The 24083-nt window shown below is 38.2% G+C and carries 20 protein-coding genes and 2 pseudogenes; 9 read left to right on the forward strand and 13 right to left on the reverse strand.

All coding sequences use genetic code 11. The annotated features are described in order from the left end of the window. The first annotated feature begins 145 nt into the window (after positions 1-145). The 4 genes from ACE01R_RS07785 to rsfS all read left to right on the forward strand — a co-directional run bounded on the left by ACE01R_RS07785 (position 146) and on the right by rsfS (position 3147). The gene (locus ACE01R_RS07785; RefSeq protein ID WP_395550216.1) at positions 146-934 is read left to right on the forward strand and encodes a crotonase/enoyl-CoA hydratase family protein; all 789 of its coding nucleotides are present in this window, start codon (positions 146-148) and stop codon (positions 932-934) included. 36 nt (positions 935-970) lie between these two features. Continuing rightward, on the forward strand, positions 971-1837 hold the full coding sequence (locus ACE01R_RS07790; RefSeq protein WP_395550226.1) for an NAD(P)-dependent oxidoreductase: 867 nt from the start codon (positions 971-973) through the stop codon (positions 1835-1837). 36 nt (positions 1838-1873) lie between these two features. Then, a complete protein-coding gene (locus ACE01R_RS07795) occupies positions 1874-2668 on the forward strand; it encodes a hydroxypyruvate isomerase family protein (RefSeq protein WP_395550227.1) in 795 nt (264 codons plus the stop codon). A gap of 77 nt (positions 2669-2745) precedes the next feature. Then, complete coding sequence (gene rsfS / locus ACE01R_RS07800; RefSeq protein WP_395550311.1) at positions 2746-3147, forward strand: ribosome silencing factor; 402 nt, start codon at positions 2746-2748, stop codon at positions 3145-3147. A gap of 119 nt (positions 3148-3266) precedes the next feature. Here rsfS and ACE01R_RS07805 read toward each other — a convergent pair whose 3' ends face one another. The 5 genes from ACE01R_RS07805 to ACE01R_RS07825 form a co-directional block, all read right to left on the reverse strand. Next, positions 3267-3887 (reverse strand): hypothetical protein, encoded by a 621-nt coding sequence (locus tag ACE01R_RS07805; RefSeq protein ID WP_395550228.1) that lies wholly within the window; start codon positions 3885-3887, stop codon positions 3267-3269. 21 nt (positions 3888-3908) lie between these two features. After that, complete coding sequence (locus ACE01R_RS07810) at positions 3909-5243, reverse strand: ammonium transporter (RefSeq protein WP_395550229.1); 1335 nt, start codon at positions 5241-5243, stop codon at positions 3909-3911. A gap of 381 nt (positions 5244-5624) precedes the next feature. Then, positions 5625-7079: an NAD(P)(+) transhydrogenase (Re/Si-specific) subunit beta gene (locus tag ACE01R_RS07815; RefSeq protein ID WP_395550230.1), complete on the reverse strand. Its 1455-nt coding sequence runs from the start codon at positions 7077-7079 to the stop codon at positions 5625-5627. Positions 7080-7082: 3 nt separating this feature from the next. Then, positions 7083-7406: a proton-translocating transhydrogenase family protein gene (locus ACE01R_RS07820; protein WP_395550232.1), complete on the reverse strand. Its 324-nt coding sequence runs from the start codon at positions 7404-7406 to the stop codon at positions 7083-7085. Positions 7407-7417: 11 nt separating this feature from the next. Continuing rightward, positions 7418-8545: a Re/Si-specific NAD(P)(+) transhydrogenase subunit alpha gene (locus tag ACE01R_RS07825; RefSeq protein ID WP_395550235.1), complete on the reverse strand. Its 1128-nt coding sequence runs from the start codon at positions 8543-8545 to the stop codon at positions 7418-7420. 981 nt (positions 8546-9526) lie between these two features. Here ACE01R_RS07825 and ACE01R_RS07830 point away from each other — a divergent pair. Together ACE01R_RS07830 and ACE01R_RS07835 are read left to right on the forward strand one after the other, a co-directional pair. Beyond that, entirely contained in the window at positions 9527-10453 is a 927-nt protein-coding gene (locus ACE01R_RS07830; protein WP_395550236.1) for a DMT family transporter, read from the forward strand. Between the two features lie 187 nt (positions 10454-10640). Continuing rightward, entirely contained in the window at positions 10641-11834 is a 1194-nt protein-coding gene (locus ACE01R_RS07835; RefSeq protein ID WP_395550237.1) for an MFS transporter, read from the forward strand. 54 nt (positions 11835-11888) lie between these two features. On the opposite strand, the gene ACE01R_RS07840 is transcribed toward ACE01R_RS07835, so the two are convergent. Continuing rightward, positions 11889-12533 carry a hypothetical protein gene (locus tag ACE01R_RS07840; RefSeq protein WP_395550238.1) on the reverse strand — a complete coding sequence of 215 codons (645 nt, stop codon included), beginning with the start codon at positions 12531-12533 and terminating at the stop codon, positions 11889-11891. A 504-nt stretch (positions 12534-13037) separates the two neighbouring features. On the opposite strand from ACE01R_RS07840, the gene ACE01R_RS07845 reads away from it, so the two are divergent. Together ACE01R_RS07845 and ACE01R_RS07850 are read left to right on the forward strand one after the other, a co-directional pair. Then, positions 13038-13799, forward strand: a complete 762-nt coding sequence (locus ACE01R_RS07845) for a glycosyltransferase family 2 protein (protein ID WP_395550240.1) — start codon at positions 13038-13040, stop codon at positions 13797-13799. Between the two features lie 317 nt (positions 13800-14116). Continuing rightward, the gene (locus ACE01R_RS07850; RefSeq protein ID WP_395550241.1) at positions 14117-15214 is read left to right on the forward strand and encodes a hypothetical protein; all 1098 of its coding nucleotides are present in this window, start codon (positions 14117-14119) and stop codon (positions 15212-15214) included. A gap of 196 nt (positions 15215-15410) precedes the next feature. Here the strand turns inward: ACE01R_RS07850 and wecB are convergent. The 4 genes and pseudogenes from wecB to ACE01R_RS07870 all read right to left on the reverse strand — a co-directional run bounded on the left by wecB (position 15411) and on the right by ACE01R_RS07870 (position 20820). Beyond that, positions 15411-16462 (reverse strand): annotated as a pseudogene (gene wecB, locus ACE01R_RS07855) (non-hydrolyzing UDP-N-acetylglucosamine 2-epimerase). Between the two features lie 49 nt (positions 16463-16511). Next, the gene (locus ACE01R_RS07860; protein ID WP_395550242.1) at positions 16512-18686 is read right to left on the reverse strand and encodes a methyltransferase domain-containing protein; all 2175 of its coding nucleotides are present in this window, start codon (positions 18684-18686) and stop codon (positions 16512-16514) included. Positions 18687-18689: 3 nt separating this feature from the next. Next, complete coding sequence (locus tag ACE01R_RS07865; RefSeq protein WP_395550243.1) at positions 18690-20000, reverse strand: ABC transporter ATP-binding protein; 1311 nt, start codon at positions 19998-20000, stop codon at positions 18690-18692. After that, positions 19990-20820: an ABC transporter permease gene (locus ACE01R_RS07870; RefSeq protein ID WP_395550245.1), complete on the reverse strand. Its 831-nt coding sequence runs from the start codon at positions 20818-20820 to the stop codon at positions 19990-19992. The genes ACE01R_RS07865 and ACE01R_RS07870 overlap by 11 nt, the downstream gene beginning before the upstream one ends. A gap of 484 nt (positions 20821-21304) precedes the next feature. Here ACE01R_RS07870 and ACE01R_RS07875 point away from each other — a divergent pair, with 484 nt between their 5' ends. After that, complete coding sequence (locus ACE01R_RS07875) at positions 21305-21511, forward strand: transposase (RefSeq protein ID WP_395550312.1); 207 nt, start codon at positions 21305-21307, stop codon at positions 21509-21511. Between the two features lie 89 nt (positions 21512-21600). Here the strand turns inward: ACE01R_RS07875 and ACE01R_RS07880 are convergent. The 3 genes and pseudogenes from ACE01R_RS07880 to ACE01R_RS07890 all read right to left on the reverse strand — a co-directional run. After that, a pseudogene (locus ACE01R_RS07880) lies at positions 21601-21962 on the reverse strand (integrase); the annotation flags it as partial. A 463-nt stretch (positions 21963-22425) separates the two neighbouring features. After that, the gene (locus ACE01R_RS07885; RefSeq protein WP_395550248.1) at positions 22426-23025 is read right to left on the reverse strand and encodes a hypothetical protein; all 600 of its coding nucleotides are present in this window, start codon (positions 23023-23025) and stop codon (positions 22426-22428) included. After that, positions 23006-24076 carry a hypothetical protein gene (locus tag ACE01R_RS07890; protein WP_395550254.1) on the reverse strand — a complete coding sequence of 357 codons (1071 nt, stop codon included), beginning with the start codon at positions 24074-24076 and terminating at the stop codon, positions 23006-23008. The genes ACE01R_RS07885 and ACE01R_RS07890 overlap by 20 nt, the downstream gene beginning before the upstream one ends. Between the last annotated feature and the right edge of the window lie 7 nt (positions 24077-24083).

Below are 24083 nucleotides of genomic sequence, written 5' to 3' on the forward strand. Positions count from 1 at the left end.
CCATTTATAAAATGGCAACAGCCCCTAATCATGACTTATCCAATTTTTGGCAGTAGCGTCCATCTTTAGATGTGACTCTGCTGTCATGTATCGCATAAATACCCATGTTATGCTCAAAACTATAGAAAAATACAGGTCTACCCTCATGGCGTTACTTCGCATAGAAAAAAATAATGGCATCGCAACCGTTTCTTTAAACCGTCCAGAAAAGCGTAATGCCATGAGCTTTGCTTTATTACACGAACTGGTCAATGCAGCCAAACAGATAAAAAAAGACCGTTCCATTCGTTGTGTCATTTTAACCGGCGAAGCGCAGGTCTTTAGCGCCGGCATTGATCTGGCAGATTTAAACGCACCAAAAAATACCGCTTACGCGGCTTGGGAACTGCTCAAACCGGGACAAAGCCTGTTTCAAAAAGCCTTTTTAATCTGGCAGGAACTGCCTGTTCCGGTCATTGCGGCAATTGAAGGTTATTGCCTGGGTGCCGGTATGCAACTGGCTTTGGCTGCAGATATTCGCATCGCCCATCCAGAGACCAAAATGTCGATTATGGAAAGCCGTTGGGGACTGGTGCCAGACATGGGGCTGACCCGCTCGATTAAAGGTATTATCAGTATCGATCTAGCCAAAGAACTGACCTTGACCGGACGTATTTTTGATGCCAATTATGCCAAAGAGATTGGTTTGGTGACGCATCTGGATGAATCACCGATGAGCAAAGCCCAAGCGATTGCAGAAGAAATGCTGCAACGCTCTCCGGATGCACTTGCTGCTGCCAAACATGTACTGGATGCCATGGAACATCAACCGAAGAAATCGTTACGTCTGGAGAAAATCTGGCAATTAAAATTACTGTTAGGCAAAAACAGTAAATTGGCGCGTAAAAAAGACAAGAACCCGGAAGTTCAGTTTTTACCGCGCCAATATAAGTAAAATAGTGAAATAACAGCATTGTCCAGAGAAAAACACATGGGTTTTGACCGTAATACAAAAATTGCATTCTTAGGCATGGGACTGATGGGCAGCCGAATGGCGACTCGGCTGATTCAGGCCGGTTTTGACGTGGCAGTGTGGAACAGAACAGTATCGGCCTGTGATGTGCTGATTGACATGGGTGCTACAGCTTTAAACCTGCAAGAGATTGCAAACTATCCTGTTATTTTGACCTGTCTGGCGGATGATACTGCCGTGCAGGCTGTGTTTGATCAAATCCAGGATCAACTCACTGCTGGTCAAGTTATTGTTGATTTTTCTAGCTTGTCTGTGGATAAAACCAAGACTTTGGCAGAGCAGGCAAAAACTTGCCAAGTACAGTGGATTGACTCCCCCGTATCAGGTGGAACTGCCGGCGCTGAATTGGGCACACTGGTGATTTTTGCCGGTGGGGATATGCAAACTATCCAGGATTTATCCCTGATTTATAATGTGCTTTCGCAACGTGTGACGCGTATGGGCGAAACAGGTACCGGGCAAGCGACTAAAATCTGCAATCAGCTGATTGTTGCAGCGAACAGTACCTTAATTGCTGAAGCAGTGGCCTTAGCGGCGCAAGCCGGTGTCGATACCACCTTGCTTGCCCCTGCTCTCGCCGGCGGTTTTGCCGACTCGAAACCTTTCCAGATTTTAACTCCGCGTATGGCGACGCATACTTTTGAGCCGGTGCAATGGAAGGTGCAAACCCTGTCCAAAGACCTGAATAACGCCGTGCAGCTGGCTGAACAGTTCAATTTAAATATTCCTGTCGCAAAACAGGCACTTTCACAATTGAAAACCCACCAAAATAAAGGCTATGCTGAAGCTGACCTGGCAACTGTCATTCAACTTGTTGAATCTTGAGCAGCCCATTTTCTTTAGTGAGCGAGGAGTAAAAGCATGATTAAGCTGGCGGTCAATTTATCTATGATTTTTACTGAAGTGCCTCTGATTGAGCGTTTTGCTCTGGCGCGTGCCCACGGGTTTCAATATGTTGAAATTCAGTTTCCCTATGAACTCAGCATCGAACAGATTCAGACTCAATTGACCCTGCATGATCTGGGCTTGTGCCTGATTAATGTGCCTGCAGGCGACCTGATGCAAGGTGGCAATGGTCTGGCTGGTGTCCCGGGTCAAGAAATTGAGTTTCATCGTGCCTTGGAACAGGCAATTCAATACGCTACTGGACTCAATGTACCGAATGTCAATATTTTGGCCGGTAAGCAACCGCTCGATTCAGATTTATTGCCTTGCCTAAATACACTGGCAAAAAATTTAAAACTGGCGTGTTCAATGTTTACTGTACACAATATTCAACCGGTGTTTGAAATGATTAATGGCACCGACATGCCACGCTTTCTGGTACAAAATATTGCCCAAGCCCAGGAAATGCTGGAAGCAGTACGACACCCGGCGCTAAAAATGCAATATGACTGCTATCATATGGCGATGATGGGTGAAGATGTACTACAAGGCTTAAAGGAAAATATTCAGGATATTGGACACATCCAGTTTGCAGACTGTCCGGGACGTCATCAGCCTGATACTGCACAAATTCCCTATGCAGAAATTTTTCAGTGGTTAAACCAAAGTACCTATACAGGTTTCACTGCAGCAGAATACCGGCCACAAGCGCATTCCAGCCATTCTTTTGCCTGGAAAGATAAATATTTTGCAAAACATCCGCAAAGTTAAATTATGAACAGATTTGAAATTCAGCGCCAAAACCGCTATATTACACAGTGAGATATTGTCCGGAAATTAAACCTTTTATGAATTTAGAACCATCGCCCAGCGCTTCTAATTCTCTCGAACACGCAATGAATACTCATGCTAAAGATGTACAAGCTTGCTTGAAAGTTGTACATGAAGCCCTATTAGATGTAAAAGCAAAAGATATTCTAGAACTTGATGTCAGCTCTATCAGCAATGTGGCAGATGCCATGGTGATTGCAAGCGGCACATCAACCCGTCACATTAAAGCCCTCGCAGACAATGTTGCTGAAGAAGCACGTAAAGCGGGTTTCCGCCCTCTCGGCGTTGAAGGCGAACGTGATGCTGAATGGATCCTCATCGATCTTGGTTTTGTTGTGGTTCACGTTATGCTTCCAACAGCGCGTAAATTTTACGACCTGGAAAGCTTATGGCGCGCTACACCAGAATCAGTAGCTTAAAAAATTAAAGTAAAAAAGCGACCTTCAGGTCGCTTTTTTTGTGCTGCCGGTTTTATTGTGACGTTCAGCCTTAAGTTTAGGTTAAGTCTGAACGTCCATCCAATGAAAATTGATTCCCACTATAATAAGTGATGCAAGTCCACCGACGGATATTTGCTCTTGATGTCCATTTTCACCCGTGCATAGACTTGATCGGCCTTGGTTGGACCATAGAATTCACAATAGCATTCATATAATGCGGTAATCACCTGCGCATAACTGGTTAAAGGTAAACATTCTGCAAAAGCAGCATCATTCAGATTTGCAGATTTCTCAATCGCAATGCCCAAGGCTTGGACATGATTTTTGACTTCCACATTAAAATTATTCAGATCAGCTGCAGCGACTGTCTGTACCACCCCATTAATTAGATCAAAAAAGGCATCGGCAAAATCGGCGGAAATCAGCACCTCAGTCTGCACTTCTGTTTGCTTTTTCGGCTTGGTATCCAGTAGCACCTGTTTTTCAACCGCCGACATCTCACATAACACCTGTTTTAACATTTCTTTGCGATGAACACGCAATTCATCAGTATTACAAATGTCATTCATAAAACGGTTGAGTACAAATGAAGGTTTGTCGCCATACTCCTGTTCCCAGTAACTCAATACCCGTTCCAGTACAGTTCCTTGCAAATAATGACTTAAACCGCGTTCAATCGCCTGTTTCTTTTGCATCACAGTGAGTAATTTATTCGGCATAGCTAAACTCCCCTTCTTGGTTTAGTGGCGTTTGGTAATATCATCTGTTTCAAAAGTCACATCACGCTGAAATTCGGGATAAGACAGCTCGGCATGTTCGGTATAATCCAAACCACGTTGTTCATGTTGCGTGCTGACTCGTAAGCCACCCAAGATTTTTTCCAGCACTTTAAAGGTGATAAACGCGATTCCGAAGCCCCAGGCAAATGCTGCCAACACACCTAAAACCTGAATCGAAATAATTTGTGAATTAAACATATCGGTTTCAAAAAACAGGCCTGCAGCCACTGTTCCCCATGCCCCACAAAAACCATGCACTGTCACCGCATCGACCACATCATCAAGTTTTAATTTCTCCATCAAGACGGGTAAGGTACTCACAAGCAAACCTGCAATTGCACCGGTAACGACTGCAAAGATGGGAGACATGGTTGCGCAACCCGCAGTAATTCCAACTAAACCACCCAATGAAGCATTAATGGTGGTCTTCATGAGAATCGCCTTGCCTCGAATTAAGGCATAGAACATATAAGCGACAGCTCCCGCACAGGCCGCCAGATGGGTATTCAAGGCAATTCGGCCGATACTGACACTGGCATTGACGGTTGATGCGGCATTAAAACCAAACCATGCCAGCCAGAGAATAAAACCGCCTAAAGCAACTAAGGGTAGATTATGTCCTGCCAGATGATGACTTTGTCCATTACGCCCGAAACGCCCCAAGCGCGGACCTAATACGATAATGCCGGCCAATGCCACCCAACCACCGATTGAATGCACCACGGTTGAACCAGCAAAGTCTATAAAGCCCATTGCTTTTAACCAGCCTGAACCTTCAAAAATACTGCCCCATGCCCAACTGCCAAAGATAGGATAAATCAGACCGCTGACCACGGCAGCACTGACCACATAAGCAACAAAATGAATTCGCTCAGCCATGGCACCACTGGCAATAGTTGTCGCCGTTGCAGCAAACATCATTTGAAAAAACAATAGATTCCAATGCCAGCCATCCATCACATCGGGTGCAAAATGACTGGTGCCAATCCAACCTGAAGTGTTAACCCCAAACATCAAACCAAATCCGATTAACCAGAAGACCAATCCCCCCAGACAAGCATCCATATAGTTTTTCATTAATACATTCACGGTATTTTTACTTCGCACAGAACCACTTTCCACCAGTGCAAAACCAGCCTGCATAAAGAACACCAATATACCGCCCATCACCACCCAGACACTGTCGAGTGATAAACGTATTTCTTGAATGTTTGCTGTATTTGTCGCAGCTTCACTTGCAAATGCAGGTAAGGCACACACGCATAGCAGTAACGCTAGACACTTTATTATTTTCATGAACAGTCCCCTAAAACTCGCTCACAAAAATGCAAAACAAATGCCAATTTCTCTGGATATATTTTTTATTTTAAATATGCTAAGAAACACGCTTAACTGAAGACCATATTGGTTGTTTAAATTGAAAAGAAATTCTATTTTTAAATGATTAATGAAAATAAATACTTAAATGTTACTTTATAAGGCATAGTAGTCCTACCGCCATTCAATATTGCACCAAACAAGATAAAACCCGGATTACAGTCCAATAGAATGCGTCATTATTTTGCATCCCCTCCATCCATTGAAAATCATCTATTCTAAAAAACAAAAAACCACCCGAAGGTGGTTTTAATCTCCCTAAATCCCTCTTTCATAAAGAGGGACTTTTGAAGCGTGGATTTAGTGACCGCCGCCATTAATGGCTTTAGTCATGTCTTCCACAACTTTCTTGGCATCACCGAAGATCATCATGGTTTTTTCATTATAGAACAAGTCATTGTCCAGACCTGCATAACCTGTTGCCATAGAACGCTTGATCACCATAATAGTACGCGCTTTATGCGCTTCAAGAATTGGCATACCATAAATTGGTGAAGTTGGATCATCTTTCGCTGCCGGGTTAACCACGTCATTTGCACCAATCACCAGTACCACGTCAGTTGCCGGGAAATCAGAGTTGATTTCGTCCATTTCCAAAATGTCTTCATAAGCCACGTCCGCTTCAGCAAGCAATACGTTCATATGACCAGGCATACGACCTGCAACCGGGTGAATCGCAAAACGTACTTTCACGCCTTGTTCTTTCAGAATTTCACACAATTCTTTCACGGCATTTTGTGCACGACCTTGAGCCATACCATAACCCGGAACAATCACGACGCTGTCTGCATTTGACATCAGGAAGCCCGCGTCATCTGCCGAACCTGAACGGTGGTTACGCTGAACCTGTTCACCCTTCTCACCAGAAGCAACTGCCGCACCACCCATTGCACCACCAAACAAAACGTTGATGATTGAACGGTTCATGGCTTTACACATGATGTAAGACAGAATCGCACCTGAAGAACCTACCAGCGAACCCGCAACAATCAACATATTGTTTTCAAGCGTGAAACCAATACCTGCAGCTGCCCAGCCAGAGAACGAGTTAAGAAGCGATACCACAACCGGCATATCACCGCCACCGACTGGTGCAATCCATACCCAACCGAACGCAAGTGCCAGAGCAGTCATTGCCCAGAACGCCTGCATATTGCCAGTTGAGAAGAACACAAAACCACAACCAAGCATTGCCAGGAAAATAATTGCCTGTACCGGTTTTACCCAGCTACCCGAAATGGTTTTTGCCCATTTCTTCGCAGCCAGTTTACCGTAAGCAAACACAGATGCGGTGAATGTAATCGCACCAACAAAGCAACCCACAAACAATTCAAAAAAATGAACGCTGCTCATGTGGGCATGTTCAACACCCGCAGCTGTTAAGGCAGCTTCATTTTGTGCAAATAGAGCAGTTAACTGGTTATTATGCAGAATGGCAGCAATGGCAATTAAAACAGCTGCCAAACCTACTAATGAGTGCATCAATGCCACAGTTTCTGGCATTTGCGTCATAGGAACGGTACGTGCACGGGCAATACCCACGATCGCACCCAACACCATCGCCCCAACAATCATCCAGACCACAGGATGATCTGCAACAAAGAAAGTAGTGATCACGGCAATGGCCATTGCGATCATACCGTAACGGTTACCAGCAATCGCAGTCTTCGGACCTGACAAGCCACGCAGGGTCAAGATAAAAAGAATGGCGCCGATCAAGTAGAACCAATTGGCATATTCTCGAATAAATTCCATTGATTAGCCCTCTTTCTTCTTTTGCTTTGGCTTAAACATTTCAAGCATACGTGCAGTCACGGCGAAACCACCGAAAATGTTGATACTTGCCAAGAACACTGCAACCGCACCTAAAATGCTCACGATGTTCACGCTTTGAAAAGCAACGTTGGCATCGACACCAATCACTGGCAAACCTACGGTTTGAATCATCGCACCGACAACAATGATCGAAGACAATGCATTGGTTACAGCCATCAATGGCGTATGTAAAGCAGGTGTTACGCCCCAAACCACGTAGTAACCTACGAAGATGGCAAGGACGAAAATTGTAATCGTTTCAACCATGATCTATCTCCTTAACCACGCTTCAGCAGTACTTGACCGCCATGAGTTACTAGAAGGGCTTTTTGAATTTCTTCTTCCGGGTTGATGGCAAAGTTTTTCTCTGCATCAAACAGTGTATCGAGGAAATTAAAGACGTTACGTGCATACAGTGCTGAAGCTTCAGTCGCAACTGTCGACGGAATATTTGGAATACCCAAAATAGTCACACCATTATCTGTCACGATGTTTTCACCGCACTTAGAACCTTCAACGTTACCGCCTGATTCAACCGCCATATCCAGAATGATTGAACCTGGTTTCATTTTGGCCACAGTTTCAGCCTTGATTAGACGAGGTGCATCACGACCTGGTAAAAGCGCAGTAGTAATCACGATGTCCGCATTAGAAACAGCTTTGTCGACAATGACCGCCTGATCTTTGATGTATTGCTCACCTGGCATCCATCCATAACCATTTTTAGCAGCGTCAGCAGCTTTCTGCTTTTCTTCGTCAGACATTGGTACGTCTAGCCACTTACCGCCAAGTGATTCCACTTGATCGCGTGCAGTTGGACGTAAATCGGTTGCTTCAACCACAGCACCTAAACGTTTTGCAGTCGCAATTGCTTGCAGACCGGCAACACCTACACCCATGATGACAACACGAGCTGGTTTTACCGTACCGGCTGCAGTCATGAGCATTGGGAACATGCGTTGATATTCTGCTGCCGCCAAAAGTACCGACTTATAACCAGCCAAGTTAGCCTGAGAAGACAGCACATCCATGTTTTGGGCACGGGAAAGCGTACGAGGCAAAAGCTCTAATGCAAATGCAGAAACCTGCTGTGATGCAAACTGATCAAGTTCAGTATTGCGATACGGGTCAAACATTGCAATAACTGCGCTATTTGGAGCAAGTTTTTGAATTTCATCACCTTGAGGGGCACGAACTTTCAAAATAATCTGACTGCCGGTATAGGCATCATCCGTAATTTTGGCACCGACCTGTTCATAAGCACTGTCAATATAAGCGGCTTTTACACCCGCTCTACGTTCAATGACTACAGTATGACCAGCACTGATCAACTTCTTTACTGTTTCTGGCGTTGCAGCCACACGACTTTCACCGACAACAGTTTCAGTTGGGATTCCGATCTGCATGAGCGTTCCTCAAGCTAATTTTTCTTAAGTAAACATCGCGGTAAGCAATGTTTCCCCCAGGATGCGTTTTTGTTGAATTTTTGGATTCTAATTGAACTTTTTTAAATTACCACCCAATATTTATTTAATAAATACCCATATTTTGAACTGGTGATTCATAAAAATAATTGCGCAATAGCTCATTTATTACTTTAACTTTTATTTGCAGCAGTCGTCCTGACTTTATATGCCAGTTTCAAAATCAACAGGGCTATACCGTTTAAATGATGGAAGCTGAGGTTCTATATCAGGTCAAAGTCTACAATTGATCTTTCTGACAAACGCAGATATGCAGAGACATTTGATATAAGGCGGCAAAGTTACCTGATTTATCTATAAAATTATTAAATTTAAATGCTTGTCTTTACCTGATTGGCCGAGGTGACAGATTTAGACCATTTTTTGAGCGCAAATAATAATAGCCGGAAGAAATCCCGCTTTCGCTGAAAATAAAGATTTGTTCTGCTGTAAAAAATATTTATTTTCCTCATTTTTATATTTTTTTTGTAGTTTTATGCTTATTCATCATAAGTCTAATAGGGTAATAAAATGGATAAATATTTTTTTCATCACCATTTCGCGTGATGATGTTTTAATCTTAGTCAGCGTAATTTGAGTATTTTTGCACCAACTTAGTGCAAACAATCAACTTTTAGGCTTATTTCCGACTTTTTACGTAATTCAATACTGATGATTCGTGCAATGCGTGCCTCGAATAAGTATTGTCTGCATAAAATTCACTCAATAGTTCAGCTGTTGATTTTTAACATCGCTAAGAATCATTGCGACCGGCAGCAATCAGACAAATGTGTTGCCATCAATCATTCCATATTGGAATCATAGCCATCATATTTTTGCATTTAACCCCTACAGCTAAAAACTTTATAATTTACGCTTAGTACCTTATCTTTCCAGATCAAACGCCTTCATCAAGTAGATAAAATGAAACTGAGTCTAACTAAAACACAACTAGGTTCATTGTTTGCGATCTGTGCTGCTTTCCTATTTAGTACCAAAGCCATTTTTATTAAGCAAACCTATGCCCTGTCGCCGTTGGTCGATGGCACGGTACTGATGGCTTTAAGAATGGCCAGCGCCTTACCGTTTTTTTTGCTGCTTTGCTGGTTCAACCGTCATCACAATAAAGAGCTGGCAGCGAAAGACTGGGGTCTGTTAATTGTTGCAGGGCTAATCGGTTACTATTTTTCAAGCTGGCTGGATTTTGTCGGCCTGATGTATATCAGTGCATCTCTGGAACGAATTATTTTATTTCTCTATCCAACCCTGACCGTTTTGGCTTCCAGCGTGATCTATAAACAACGCTTGAGCTTTAAAAGCCTGTTTGCCATAGCGTTAAGTTATGGCGGTACGGTCATCGTGATGTTACAGGAACAAAGCAATGTTCCGCATGAAGGTCATTTCTGGCTTGGGGCAAGTCTGATATTTGCCAGTGCTGTATGTTTTGCCGCTTATCTATTGCTTACTCCTCGACTGATTCAACGTTTTGGTTCATGGAACTTTACCGGTTTGGCGCTGAGTATTGCCTGTATAGGTACCTTAACCCATTACATGATTGCTACGCCACAGCCTTTGCATTTATTAACCCAGCTGCCTGTCAGTGTGATTTGGTACGGCATTGCCTTAGGCCTTTTGGTCACAGTGTTACCGACTATCCTGATGGCTCAAAGTATTGCCCGCTTAGGCGCGGCGCAGTCGGCCATGATTGCTTCGATTGGCCCGATTTTGACCATTATCTTAGCCACCATTTTTCTGGGTGAGCATTTAAATGCCATTCAGTGGCTAGGCTGTGTGCTCAATATTATTGGGGTGATGATGATTACCCTGTCGAAAAAAAAATTCTCGCATTAATATTTGCTCAGTCTGATTCAATCCTACCAAAACCTAAAAAGTGTGGCTGGGAAATAGCCATAGCAAGCCTCTCAAAGATTGCTTTTTCCACATATTTACACGTTCAGGCCGATAGGGCTTGCTATACTTTGCATGTACATTGCAATGTCGGCAAACTTTGCTTGCCTGAAATAAAACAAGGACTGTTATGAAAACTTCTCTCGACATTAGCCAGGATAAATCATTGCTTTGGCTGATGGCCATGGCGTGTGGCCTATGTGCGGGAGCCAATTATTACTGCCAGCCTTTAATCCATTCCATTCAGCAAGATTTTCATGTGGCTGAATCGCAAGTGGCCTTAACGGTGACTTTTGCTCAGGTGTCTTATGCACTGGGATTGCTGTTTATTGTTCCGGTAGGTGACATTGTCAATAAAACCAAATTCATTCCCCTGCTCATGTTTCTGGCCGCTATGGGTTTATTGCTCTGTGCTTTTGCAGTCAACCTGCCGATGCTGTGGCTGGGAACCATTATTGCAGGACTTTTTTCTGTTGCTGCACAGGTCCTGATTCCCTTAGCTACCATGGCCGTCAAACCGGAAAAAACCGGTGAAGTGGTCGGTTTTCTGATGAGTGGGCTACTCGTCGGTTTGCTGCTGTCCACCAGTCTGGCAGGCTTACTCTCCAACTTGTTTCACTGGAAACTCATTTATGTGGTCAGCGCCCTGTTAATGCTAGTGGTGGCATTTCTGCTTAAAAGCAGGCTTCCCCATATTCCAACTCTAAAGATGAGTTATGCCAAGATTTTTAAATCTATGGCCGTGTTACTGCAACAGGAACCACGTTTAGGATTACGCTCTTTAATAGGCGGTTTTATTTTTGCTGCCATGAGTATCCTGTTTTCTACCATTGCCATTTTACTCAGCGCCGAGCCGTTTCATTTGTCCGATGTACTGGTTGGCGTGGTGACTTTGATTGGTGTGTTTGGAGCATTATCGACCACTAAAATTGGCAAGATTGCTGATCAGGGACATACCCTAGCCCTCACCTGGATCGGCCTGTCATTACTGATGATCAGCTGGCTGTTTTTCTATATTGGCGGACAGGCTTTATGGGGCTATATTGTGGGTTACGGTATCATCAGCCTGGGTTTGACCATCGTTCATACCAGCAATCAGAGTATTATTTTCCGTTTACATCCAGAGGCAAAATCACGAATTAATTCGATCTACATGACCTCTTACTTTATTGGTGGGGCTTGTGGTTCGGCTCTCGGGGTTTATTCATGGCATCATGGCGGCTGGAGCATGACCTGTATTGCAGGATTAAGTCTGGTGCTCTGCGCTGCCTTTTTTGCATTTCTGGATATGCATTATTACGCTGCTCCTTCAACTCAGACATAAGAAGCTAGCAAATAAAGGATGTTCTACCCTAATCGCTTGATTGCAAGATAGGACCTAACAGACTTGTACCACAGGATAAAAAGGTTTACTAAAATCTATGTTTTCGACATTTTCCAATAAAATTTGGATAAAGGTTGGCACCAATACCGCTAAAACACTGCAAGCATTGGCTAATTGCGTCCGGTTAATGGCACTATTGTAAGTCGCTCCGCCTTGGCTTAACTGTCGATGCAAGGTCATTAAACGGCTAAATAGAGATACCAACAAACTGACTGAATCATGGTCTTGCAGGATTTGCTGGAGCTGCTGTTTTTCTGTGTCAAAGTCTGAGCGCCATGTTGCCTCACTGATTTTCTGATTACGCCAGTCCCAAAAACTTTGATACAGATATGGATTACTCAGGAGTAATCTAATAATTGGCTGCTTTTTTTCCCAAAGAATACGAAATACTTTTTGATCACCATCTTTATGGCACATCAAGCTGAGAAACTGTTTTAAAGTGTGCTGTTCCTGATCGGCAGCTTGCTCCTGCGCATACAATGCATTAAATGCCACCCAGACCATAATAAACTGTAGATCAAGATCATCATGAAATACCAGTGCTTTTTTCAACCAGCTTAAACTGCGCTGGATACGTAAATTAAAGGACATGGAATGTTCATTTTTTTTACTTCTATATATTTCTTCTAGAACCAACATATTACTTTCCCTGCTGTGGTCATATCTTCAAAATACTAAAAAATTAAATTACATACAAATTCTGAGCTGACTGCACAGTTAATTTTCAAACTTCATGAAAAGACAACCATTGCTGCAAGCTACTGTCGATCTGTAAAATCTTACGGATTTCCCATCGACCTCTTACCGACAACAGGATCTTACAAATAACCTAAAAAAGTGATAAAAACGAGATCTACATAATCAACATTATACTGAGCAGATTAAGTGAATTTGAAAGTAAGGTACTGATTGGTATGGTGGCAAGGTCAGGAAGCAGATTAGGCAGATCTATATACCTTACCCTTGCGAAGCAATGCTTCTCATAGCTTAAATTTGGCTCTATTGAAGACTTCTTTAACTTTCAAATATTTATACTAAAAATGGGGTAAAAAATTCTATTAAATTTTATATGATTTAACTCGCCCAACTTAAAAAAAAGCAATAGAATAAGTTTATATTTTTTTAATTTGTTAAATATATAACATGGATCTAAATATTGATATTTCTGTAATAACACCAGCCTACAATGCTGAAAAATTTATCACTAGGACCTATAATTCTCTTAAAAATCAAAAAATTAAAAACTTTGAATGGATTATTATTAATGATCATTCCAATGATGGAACTGAAGAGTTGATAAAAAAATTTATTATTGAAGCACATCTTAAAATTATCTTAGTTAATAACTTTGAAAATGTAGGTGTAGCAGAAAGTCGAAATAAGGGATTAGATTTAGCATCAGGAAAATATATTTGCTTTCTTGATGCTGATGATTTTTGGTTAGAAGAAAAATTATTGCTACAGTTTCAATATATGAATGAACATAAATGTTCAATAAGCTATATGGACTATCGGCATGTTGATGATAAAGGGAAATTTATTAAAAATATTATTCCTCCCATAGAATGTAATCGAAATAGTCTATTAAAATCAAACTGTATTGGAACACTAACTTGTATGGTAAGTAAAGAGCTTATTAAAAATAGTAGATTTATAAAACACGGACATGAAGATTATATATTCTGGCTTGAACTATTATCAAGTACAGAAAAAGCTATTAAAGTTATCACCAAAAAACCTTTATGTAATTATACAATATCAACTGAATCCCTCTCAGGAAATAAAATAAAATCAGCACAATGGCAGTGGAAAGTTTATAGAAATATTCTAAAAATAAGTTTACTTAAATCTTGCTATTATTTTTCTCATTATGCTATTAAGGCATTTATAAAACATAAACTTTAGTCATGCATTTTAAAAATAAATAAATTCGCTTGATGAATAGTTTTATTAAATTATAAATTTTAGCCCCTAGGAATTTATGATATTTTATAAGTAAATTAGATTAATAAATTAATAACAACTTCATAAAGTAAGATAGGAATAATTTTTAACACTATAAGATCAAATTAAGGTTTTATTAAAAATAGTTGTTCATAGTGTTAAATTAATTATTCTACGTTCTTAAGCAGAATTCTAATAAATTAACTACTTTGTAGAAAAAAGTAGACTTTAGAAGAAGGTCTATTTACAATTAAAAAATTTCTTTTTTTGTTAATAATATGCTATTTTTTATTAGATCATATATACCTGACTTTGATGGTAAAATTCAAAAATACTTTAATGTTTTAGACACCCTAGATGTTTCGTATCGTTTTATTGGCTGGGATCGTATAGGTGAAAGTAAAAGTAATGATAAAAATATTCTTTTTAAAAAAAAGGGTTATATAGGTGGAGGTTTAAAAAATTTTTTTAACCTTATCCTATGGAATATTTTTATTTTTATCACCTTATGCAAAAATCATAAAAAAATTAGTATAGTTCAAGCTATTGATCTAGATACCGCACTTACAGCATTTGTCTTTTGTAAAATTTTTTCTAAAAAAATGATTTTTGATATTTATGATAAATATACCGACACTCATAGGATAAAAGGGAAATTTAAAAAAATTTTAGATAAAGTTGAAAATCACCTTATAAAACAAAGTGATTTATGCATTTTAGCCGATGAAATAAGAAAAAAACAACATGGTATTGATTTAACTAACATTATCGTAATAGAAAATGTACCAAAAGAAATAAATATATCAAATATAAATTCAAATATTCAAGATAACTCTAAAATTAAAATTGGTTATTTTGGAGTCTTAGAGAAAAAACATCGTGGTATTGAAGATTTGGTAAATGCAATAAGAAAAATAAATAATCTAGAGCTTCATATTATAGGATATGGTCCTTTAGATAATTTTATTATTAATCAATCTAATAACAATATCATTTTTTATGGCTCTGCATCATCAAAAAAAGGGCTTTCCATTATGTCTAGAATGGATATTATAGTTGGTATGTATTATAAAGATGTATTAAATCATTTATATGCAGCACCAAATAAATATTATGAACATTTAATGCTAGGTAAGGCTTTTCTTACAACTAAAGATATTCCTCCTGGTATTAAAACTGAAAAATTTAATACAGGCTGGTCCATTCATGAAGGAGAAGATAGTTTAAATGATTTCTTTCACAGCTTAGTTGATAAAGAGCAGATAAAAATAAAGTCAATAAATGCAAAAAAAATATGGGAAAACCACTATAAAAATTACTATGAAGACGTATATTTAGGTATATATGGTAAAATCATTAAAAAAATGAAGTCTTAATTAAGATTAAGCAATATTTTACAAATATTAATAAAAGCACGTTATTCTATCTTAGATTAATAAAGAAGTGTCCACATGATTATGTGGACACTATTAAATACTTTAATAGCTAGAAAATGATGATTCAGTTGGTTACACAATAAACCCCATTCAAGCCAACTTTAGAAAATATTGTGTCTCATGCAACTGATGATATTTAAAGAACATCAAAATATTCTCTAAGAATTTCAACTATTCTCTCCGCTGTATGACCATCACCATACGGAGAAACACCACGAGCCATCACCTTATAAGCTGACTCATCATCAAGTAATCGCTGAGCTTCTTCAATGATTCGATCGTAATTTGGTCCAATTAATTTCACTACACCTTGTTCTACTGCTTCTGGACGCTCTGTTTCATCACGTAGTACAAGTACCGGCTTGCCTAATGCAGGAGCTTCCTCTTGTACCCCCGAATCTGTTAAAATCAAATATGCTCGTTTCATTACAGCAATAAATGGTGCATAGTCCAAAGGTTCACATAGAATGACATTAGGTAATTCTGCTAAAAATTCATGAGCTACATCTTTGACATTTGGATTTGGATGTACTGGGTAAAGAAATTGAACATCTAAATTATTTTTAGCTAAAGTACGTAATGCTTTACAAATATTTCGGAATGGTTCTCCAAAATTTTATCTACGATGTGAAGTTATAAGTACTAGACGTTTATTTTCTTCAATATCAATAGGTAGTTTTAAATCTTTGGCTGCAGTCATAAGCAATGCATCAATAACTGTATTACCTGTGACCACAATATCTGTATCTGGAATCCCTTCTTTTAGCAAATTCTGCCGAGAACCTTCAGTCGGTGCAAAATGCCAGCTTGCCAACTTTCCAGCAACAACTCGGTTTGCCTCCTCAGGGAATGAATTTTGCATATCCCAAGTTCGCAATCCTGCTTCTACATGGCCAATAGGGATACGATGATAAAAACAGGCTAAAGCTACTGTCATAACTGTAGTCGTATCGCCTTGCACTAAAACTGCATCAGGTTTTTCCGCTTGTAAAACTTCATCCAAATCTAATAATAATCGCGCAGTTAAAGTTGTGAGTGCTTGATTGGACACATAATGTTAAGATCAATATCTGATTCTATACCAAAAAATTGATTAACTTGATCAAGCATTTGTCTATGTTGAGCTGTTGCCAAGACTCGTACTTCCGCCCATGGCTCAGATTTTAGAGCTAAAATTACTGGTGTCATTTTTATGGCTTCAGGGCGGGTACCTATTACGGCTAATATTTTTTTTGGTTCATTTTAGATTCTCAAAACATTTAGTCATTACTAGAGCTCTTTGCGTCCAATCATTTTCATCAGCTAACTTAGCTAATCGATTCTTAAATTCAGTCTCATCTTTTAAATTGATTGCTACATCAAATGCTTGACTCAGCTCATCAACAGTCCCTCCTTTAAATACTTCAGAATATTGAATGCACTCAAGCATTTCTGAGGTAACAACTACTGGTTTTTCTAGCGCAAAATACTCAAAAAGTTTAAGAGGTGAGGTAGTACGTGCGATTTCACCGGGTTTAAAAGGAATAAAACAAATATCAAATTGCTGTGCATAAGCAGGTAAAATTTTATAATCAACACTTCCTAAATATAATATATTCTCGCCTACAGGTAACTTTTCAGCACCTCCATAATAATCAGGTCCAATAAAAACAAATCCAAGATCTTTACGCGTAGAAACTAACTCGCTTATTGCTTCATACCAAAGCCATGGGGCTAATGCTCCAAAATAGCCAACGACATTTTTATATTTCTTTTTGAAGTCAATTAATAAATTTGGTATTTCAGTAACCTGATGAATAGAATTACGATAATGTTTTGTATCGACACCATTAGGCACTAAAACAACTTTTTCTTCACCTACGGCCTGAACAGCTTCATCATAAAGTTTTTTAGCAGAAGCAACGATATAATCTACCCCCCCATTAAAAGCAAAATTCTTTAACTTTAAAAGTCTTTTAATATTTTCATTGTCCCCACTAATTTCTGGGTCAATATGATCAATATATTCATAAACCCATATTCCATTTTTATTATCTTTTATTTTATCTACAGTATTGGCATAAGCTGTAGAATATAAAGAATGTACCGCCCCTTCTATATTTTTTACTTTAGAAGAATTAGTAATCCAAACATTTGGGCATACCTCTCTAAACCCATTAACATTATCTCCAGCCCAATTATCTGTTCTATAAATTACTAGATAGTCTAATCGACCAAATGCTGCTGCAATATGTTGAGGTCGTTGGAATAGAGGTACATTCCAATCAATCACTAACTCCTGAATAAATATCCCCCTATACTTTTTTCTATTAGAAAGAATTGTTGAATTAAAATCATACCATGACATATCATTATATGTTTTTTCTATATTATTTCTTTTATTTAATAAAAGCATCCGAGTAGATTTAATAGTCTGTTGAATAGGTGAAGGTAAATTCCAATAAACTACTTTCAGCATGCGATATAATAGGCTAAAAGGTGAACGAAAAAATGTCATTAAAAATCTCATGGGGGTGGTTATCTTCCAAGATGTTGAATTATATAACTCTACAACTTGTGATTCCTTGTCTATTAAATCTTTTTTAAGACTGGCAATTTGTATATCTTTATCAATCACTGCCTGTGTTAGATTTAAAATTTGTATATCTCTATCAGTCACTGTCCGCGTTAGACTTGCAATTTGTATGTCTCGTTCAAGTACAACTTGATTTAGAATATTAAACTCAGTATTCAAATCATTTTTTTCTAGTTCACAATCACTTAATCTAAGCTGAAGTGAATGAATCCAAGAGGAATCGCCATAAACTAAAAAAACCTGATCACCACTCCATTGTGTAGAAGGAATATGTGAACAATCTAAAACTTTGGACCATACTAGCCGAAAACCATTGTCTAACTCCAAAGGAATATTTTCTGACAAAAAAGTTGAGAAATGTTCAGCAATACGATTAATCTCTCGATAAGGTAAAGCAAGAATTACGGCTTTTTTAGCTTTTGTACTTAAAGTTGCCAACACTTCAAATGGATTATGGAAATGTTCAAGTGTGTTAGATGAAAAAACCACATCATAGCTTTGTGTAATCTCAGAATCTGGTTCCAGCCAATTCTCACAAAAAAACTGAATCACTGGATAACGCTGACGGGCCTGCTCAATCGCTATTTTTGAAAAATCCACACCAAACAACTGCTGTGAATTTATATAACTCGCCCAAATATCAGTTCCATCCCCTTGTGCACACCCCCAGTCTACAACTGTAAGAGATTCTCGCCGAATTTGCTCAATTAACCAAGTTGGTAAATTTTCAAGTGCAAGTTGTGCAAAAAAGCGAGATTGGCGCGGTCCTTCATAAACCTCCCAATCTTCGATAAATCGCTTATCCCAATAAGTATCTGAATTAATAGTTGATAACATTTATTATAAAACCTGTGCTTTCTGCTCAATCGCCGGCTGAAAAATTCCAAAAAATCGCTGCTCAGACAAAGATGAAAAATAGTGAGCACCCTCAAGATATTCATAATAGTAGATATCTAAATCTGCACGATTTTCTACTGCAACAACCAAGAGGTATTTCCCAGTCACCAACGGATTACTCATACGAAAACGTATACTAAATTGCTCCTGCTCAGGAAGCTCACTATCTCCGTTGTCATGTGTTGTTGAAACAATTAGATCAGTCCCTTTAAGATCTTTAATTGAACAGGCAATACTTAAATGCTTGCGAGGAATATCCAAAGGCACATGTACCTGCACCACAATTTCTATAGGCTCGCCCCAAGCAATAACATCACTTCTAGTACCATGTTGATCACATACCGATGCTCCAAGAATTAATCCCTTACGTGCCCCCCAATGGGTAACAGGACGAGCATCCAAAGCATGATGGTTTTGTACAATTTGCTGATCATTCTGTTCTAAAGAGTCGGTCACCGTCTGATTTGCTATATTTTTTTTAATATTTTGATGTAGTCCCTTTTCCTCGGATAATTCATCTTGGAACATATATTCCATATACTTACCAGTAACCGGAAAAACGTCTCCATCCTTAACAAGCATACCTTTATCAAGCCAGATTGCTCTATCACAAAGTGTCCGAACTACACCAACATCATGACTAACAAATAAAATGGTTGTTCCACGCTCTTGGATTTCCTTGATGCGTTTCATACACTTCGCTACGAATCGAGCATCACCTACAGATAGCGCTTCATCAACAATGAGAATTTCGGGTTCAACATGAATGGCTATTGAAAATGCGAGCCGAGCATACATACCACTAGAATAGGTTTTAACAGGCTGGTCTAAAAAATCACCAAGCTCTGAAAATTCAAGCACGTCAGCCATTCTTTGTTCTATTGCGTCTTTGGGAAATCCTAAAATAGCTGCATTTAGAAGTACATTTTCATATCCAGTAAATTCTGGATTAAAGCCTGCTCCTAACTCCAGCAGAGCGACTACACGACCATTTGTGTCAATACTACCAGTTGTCGGAGTGACTGTACCGCAGATCATTTGGAGTAGGGTTGATTTTCCACTCCCATTACGACCTATAATTCCTACGGTTTCGCCTCGATTTATAGAAAATGTTATATTTTTTAATGCCCAAAATTGGCGAGGCTTTTTTCTATTGCCAAAACTTAGCATTTGAAAGAGTCGATCTTGTGGCTTTTCATAAATATTATAACATTTACTTAAATCAGTTACTCGAATGGCATAATTAGATAACATCAGCAAATCCCCTACGGGTTTTTTGAAACCATGCAAAACCTGACCAAGCAAATATAGTAGTCCAGATAACTTGGATTAACCACTCAATCCAGTTAATTCCTTTACCCCAAATTAGGACATCACGTGCTTGTTCAATTATCAATGTTAATGGATTTAACTGCATTAAAGATTGGTATGCTTCAGGTAGAGCCGTTATTGGGTAAAAAATTGTTGTTAAAAACATTAGTAGTGTAGTAAAGACTCCCACAATTTGTGATACATCTCTCAAAAAAACCCCTATTGAAGCAAGTAACCAAGAAAATCCTAAAATCAACATCACTAAAGGTAATAAAACAAATGGAAATAAGAATATTTCAATGTGAGGAATACCCATAAATATGGTATAAAAAATAATCCACACAAAAAAACTAATTAAAAAGTGAAAAGTTGCAGAACCTAAAGCTACAATGGGGAGAACTTCAAGAGGAAAAATAACTTTTTTAACATAATTCACATTACTTAATATTAAGTTTGGAGAGCGATTAATGCATTCTGAAAAAAGGTTAAATATCATTAATCCAGAAAATAATATTAAAGCAAACTCAGTTTTAGAATCCGACCCGCCTATCCATTTTGCTTTAAACACAACACTAAAAACAAAAGTATAAACGACTAACATTAAGACTGGGTTAAAAAAAGACCAAAGTAGCCCAAATATTGATCCACGATAGCGCGCAACAACTTCTCGCTTAATTAAACTCCAAATAAGATTTTTATTGATAATAACTGTTCTAATCAAAGCCAAGAGCGAAGTAGAAGGACTTGCATGCGGATTCAACAACAATACTCCATTTTCATTTTGTAAACTAAATTACTGTGAATTTATTAACTAGCACTTTATTTTAAAAAACATATTTTTAAGGATTAAATAATAACATGCTTTATTATAAAATCGAATTCTTTCAAACTTGCAACCATCTTAATCGTGTATAAGTAGCAACATAAATTAGCTTTGTTACACAAACAAAATTGTATCAAAACTCAACCCTAACATCCTTAATTCTATGAATTAATTCAGGAAGATACCCCCAATGGCAAGAATGATCCATGATTCTTGGGAGTAGATAAATCAAAATCCTCCATTTCACAAACATTATTTACTTCACTGTATTGTACTGAATAGCATAGCGATCTAAAAGCGAATACTCGACTAAGGTAAGCATCCAGTAAAGTACCTCCTTATCAAGTGATCCAATCCGTTTTATGTTTAGTTATCACCTGTTTTTTTTCAGTGGGAACTTAGTCCATGACCATCGACAAATCTTCTGTTCACTGTATCCGTTCCCAAAAAACGAAGAAAATACAGCACTGAGTTCAAAATCAACATTCTCAAAGTCTATCAGGATCTAAAAACCTCAATCACCTCAGTAGCTTTACAGCATGGCATTAATACCAACAGCACTATTGAGTTACAATGGCAGGCATCAGAAACGCTTGCCTTAGCAGAATTAATCAAGGTGCTAGCAACATAATTCGTATCGATGATATCAGGCTCTCTACCTAGCCTATGGACATATGTCAAGTATGGATACTGCTATGGCTCAGGTGGTGAAAGCCTTCAATCTATATCCATTTCCCACATTACAGCAGCATGAGAAAGCACACTACGGATTGTAATAGCTTATATTGTTGCGTACTAGTAGCGATGGGTTCCAGTTTGAGATGAGGAATTCCCCCCTTTTCTCAAAGCGAATGCCCTAATAAATGTACTGATTTTATTTTTGTGATAATTGCGCGCGATTGGTAGCTTCTTGATTAAGAACAGCTAATAGAGTTTTGTCCTTCCGTACTCGCTTCTGACTCCATCCAAATATTATCTCTGACATTTAATAAGGTCAGCTCAATGAGTTGCTCTTTGCCTAGTACAATATCAGGATTTTCTTGGATTTTGACTCCTCTATTCTTAATCCAATTTTCAGCTAACTAATTTGAATAAAATATCCTACAATTCAAAACGCAGACATAACCCAATGGTCAACACGCCCCCTTTAGAATTATAAAAAGAGCCATTAAAAGATAGTTATCTATGTTCAGAATTTAAGTGGCTATTTCATAGTTTTTTCAAAAAAAAAAACACCCTAAATAACCTTACGTACCTTATCTCCTCTCAACATGATGCAATCTGAAATTAATCAATTCACCCAAATGGTCGATTTTTTTGTTAAACACCGTATAATTTGCATTCTTGTTGTTCGTGTAATCAGGTCTACTTTATGTCTATTATCCAATCCCTAACTCCTCGCATTTCAGTTGCACCGATGATGGATTGGACAAATAAATAAACATTTGTTATAAATATCAAAAACATACATCCACAAAGTCATCATCATGGCGTAAAAATGGTGTAATTTTTATAAGATAAACATCATTGGTTAAAAAAGAGCTATTAGTTATTTTTTTGATCGTAGTTCATTGGTTGATGAACACGATCTCCTATATAGTAGAGAGTAATACAGAGAATAAAAAACAATTGAAATACGAGTGTAAAATAAAAAAAACTAAGAAGCAAATAACTAGCTTTGTAAAATTCGGCTACAACACCTAAGACTTTTGCGCTGTAACAATAATTTATAAATGTTGTTACAAAGAGCAAAAACAAACTTAAAAAAGTTAAGTACGAAAAAGCATTAGCCAAATATCTACGCCTAGAAATTTCATGACCATCACCGTTAATGGGTGGATTTACCTTTGCAGTAATATCTAATTCTTTATTACCAAAAGATACTACCGCTGTTAGCGCAGCAAATAAGAAACCAGGTAACGCCAATATAAAGTTTCCTAACACCTCAAATCCTTTAGATTCAAAAAAAATTTTAAAATCATCCAAAGATTCTGAGTAAGTAAAATCGAAAAAAAATGTCACTAAAGCTGCACAAAGAATTGGTAAATACCAATCAAAAATCGGCTTTCTATTTTTCCCATTTAGATCATCAATAGCCCATTTAATGTATAAATATGCTATCGGTTTAAGGAGTAGTTCCTTCATCGCTTAAACTCTCCGATACAACATGTGCATCTAATAGCGTAATCATTTTATCAAATAATCGCTCATCAACTTTTACATCTTGCGTCACAGCCTGACGTTCAAATTGCTCAACAAAATCTATTTTTACACCAAAATCCGACTCAGTATAGTCACCTTTAATGTCTACACTCATAGTGCGCGATTTTTCTTTACATCGGACTCTATAGAAAAAATCATCACCCAAAGCTGCATCTTGCTTAATTTTGGATAAAATAGAATTCATTGCCTGTGCAAGAAGCCCTCTTTCAAGAATTTGTCCATTTTGATCTAAAAAAACGGTTTGTTGCGGGATATACTTGAATTCTTTCTTGGCAATGACCAGCATGGGTTCACTTTCAATTCTACTTTTTTTTGTTTCCTCGATTGCACTTATACTAAGTAAATTACCCTCAGCAGCACGATCTAGTAAAGATATACCAGCAACATTATCAACATGCGCTTTAATTCCAAACTCTACCACTCTAGGTGTACCATCTTCATTTAAACCACCGCCTTCATAAGGGACTTTAAAAAAGTCTGGTTGAGTATGATTTAAATTAAAATCACTTAATATCTTTGAGAGTATATAGGCAAAAGTATAGCCTGTTCCACCCGCATATTGTTCAACCAAAATATTTGAAGAATAAGGAGCTTTAGTGTCCAAATTAACTACTACGTGAAAAAATCGCTGTAATTCATCGCCATCCTCAAATGGGACCAATTTAGTCTTGTCTGTTGGACGGTTATAAATTCTTACATCTTCATGCTCTTTATCAGATCTCTCAATCAACAACAAAAGGTTATTACCTTTTTTCTTAATCTCTTTTATTGAAAATACATAACGACCTTTGACAGAAGTAACTACTAAATTTTTATGATTATTTTGTCCTATAAAGTCAAAAACATCTTCTACTTTCAAATAATGGGAAAATTTCCCCCTTGGCTGATTGGGTTTTTTTTCACATTTAAAACTTAATTTGTAGTACGCACACGCAATGTCATGAATTACTTTTCTACTAGAAGTAGTCATCATCCCCTCT

It is taken from the genome of Acinetobacter sp. BSP-28, from assembly GCF_044130285.1.
In the GTDB taxonomy this organism is placed as follows: domain Bacteria; phylum Pseudomonadota; class Gammaproteobacteria; order Pseudomonadales; family Moraxellaceae; genus Acinetobacter.